1 rRNA gene is annotated in these 2,043 nt (G+C 48.4%); it reads right to left on the minus strand.

Annotated elements, in window-relative coordinates:
* Positions 1-56: 56 nt before the first annotated feature.
* Positions 57-1,599, minus strand: a 16S ribosomal RNA gene (locus GAB14E_RS04795).
* Positions 1,600-2,043: the final 444 nt, after the last annotated feature.

Here is a 2,043-nt window from a genome sequence, read left to right on the forward strand (position 1 = left end):
AATTTGTGTGAACACTCGTGAATCCGAGGATTCCATTAAGTAATTTTACTTCAAGATAAGGAGGTGATCCAACCCCAGGTTCCCCTAGGGTTACCTTGTTACGACTTCACCCCAGTCATGAAACACAAAGTGGTGACCGTCCTCCCCGAAAGGTTAAACTAGCCACTTCTTTTGCATCCCACTCCCATGGTGTGACGGGCGGTGTGTACAAGGCCCGGGAACGTATTCACCGTAGCATTCTGATCTACGATTACTAGCGATTCCGACTTCATGGAGTCGAGTTGCAGACTCCAATCCGGACTACGACAAGCTTTGTGGGATTCGCTCCACCTCGCGGTATTGCTGCCCTCTGTACCTGCCATTGTAGCACGTGTGTAGCCCATCCCGTAAGGGCCATGATGACTTGACGTCGTCCCCACCTTCCTCCGGTTTATCACCGGCAGTCTCCTTAGAGTTCCCGCCATAACGCGCTGGCAAATAAGGATAGGGGTTGCGCTCGTTGCGGGACTTAACCCAACATTTCACAACACGAGCTGACGACAGCCATGCAGCACCTGTCACAGAGTTCCCGAAGGCACAAGTCTATCTCTAGTCTCTTCTCTGGATGTCAAGGGATGGTAAGGTTCTTCGCGTTGCATCGAATTAAACCACATGCTCCACCGCTTGTGCGGGCCCCCGTCAATTCATTTGAGTTTTAACCTTGCGGCCGTACTCCCCAGGCGGTCAACTTAGTGCGTTAGCTGCGCCACTCACGTCTCAAGGACACAAACGGCTAGTTGACATCGTTTACGGCGTGGACTACCAGGGTATCTAATCCTGTTCGCTCCCCACGCTTTCGTTCCTCAGCGTCAGTATCTGTCCAGGTGGCCGCCTTCGCCACTGATGTTCCTTCCAATCTCTACGCATTTCACCGCTACACTGGAAATTCCACCACCCTCTACAGTACTCTAGTCTACCAGTTCAAAATGCAGTTCCAAGGTTGAGCCCTGGGCTTTCACATCTTGCTTAATAGACCGCCTACGAACGCTTTACGCCCAGTAATTCCGATTAACGCTTGCACCCCTCGTATTACCGCGGCTGCTGGCACGAAGTTAGCCGGTGCTTCTTCTGTTGTTAACGTCACAGATTGCAGCTATTAACTACAACCCTTTCCTCACAACTGAAAGTGCTTTACAACCCGAAGGCCTTCTTCACACACGCGGCATGGCTGCATCAGGCTTTCGCCCATTGTGCAATATTCCCCACTGCTGCCTCCCGTAGGAGTCTGGGCCGTGTCTCAGTCCCAGTGTGGCTGATCATCCTCTCAAACCAGCTAGAGATCGTCGCCTTGGTAAGCCTTTACCTTACCAACTAGCTAATCTCACTTGGGCTAATCAAATGGCGAGAGGTCCGAAGATCCCCCCCTTTGGTCCGTAGACGTTATGCGGTATTAGCAGTCGTTTCCAACTGTTGTCCCCCACCATAAGGCATATTCCCAAGCATTACTCACCCGTCCGCCGCTCGTCAGCAGATAGCAAGCTATCTCTGTTACCGCTCGACTTGCATGTGTTAAGCCTGCCGCCAGCGTTCAATCTGAGCCATGATCAAACTCTTCAATTAAAAATCGTTTGTGTAACCTCATCACAAGTGATGTGTTACTGCTCAATGAATTCTGTCGTGATACCAATCGAAACTGATATCGCATTACATTGTCGCTACCTAACCGAAGTTAAGTAACTATATTTATTTGCATGAACATCATTCATTAAGCGTTTTTGTTCTCCCGAAGGAAAACTATGTAAAACAACATTAATGTGAGTGCTCACACAAATTGCATGATAACTAATTGTTAAAGAAAACGTTTCAATTGAAACGTAGATGAGAGTCGCATTCGCTCTTCACCTGGAACTGAAAACCGTATGGTTAATCAGTGTTGCTCGTTGCTGTTGCCCCGAAGCAGGAGGCGTATAATACGCTTCCGAGTTTTGATGTCAACGTTTTTTTCTATTTAAAGTAAAGTATTTTAAAACACCTTAAAACGAGACGTTAAGTTAACTGGTTTAG

The organism is Colwellia psychrerythraea, from assembly GCF_000764185.1.
Taxonomy (GTDB): domain Bacteria; phylum Pseudomonadota; class Gammaproteobacteria; order Enterobacterales; family Alteromonadaceae; genus Colwellia; species Colwellia psychrerythraea_B.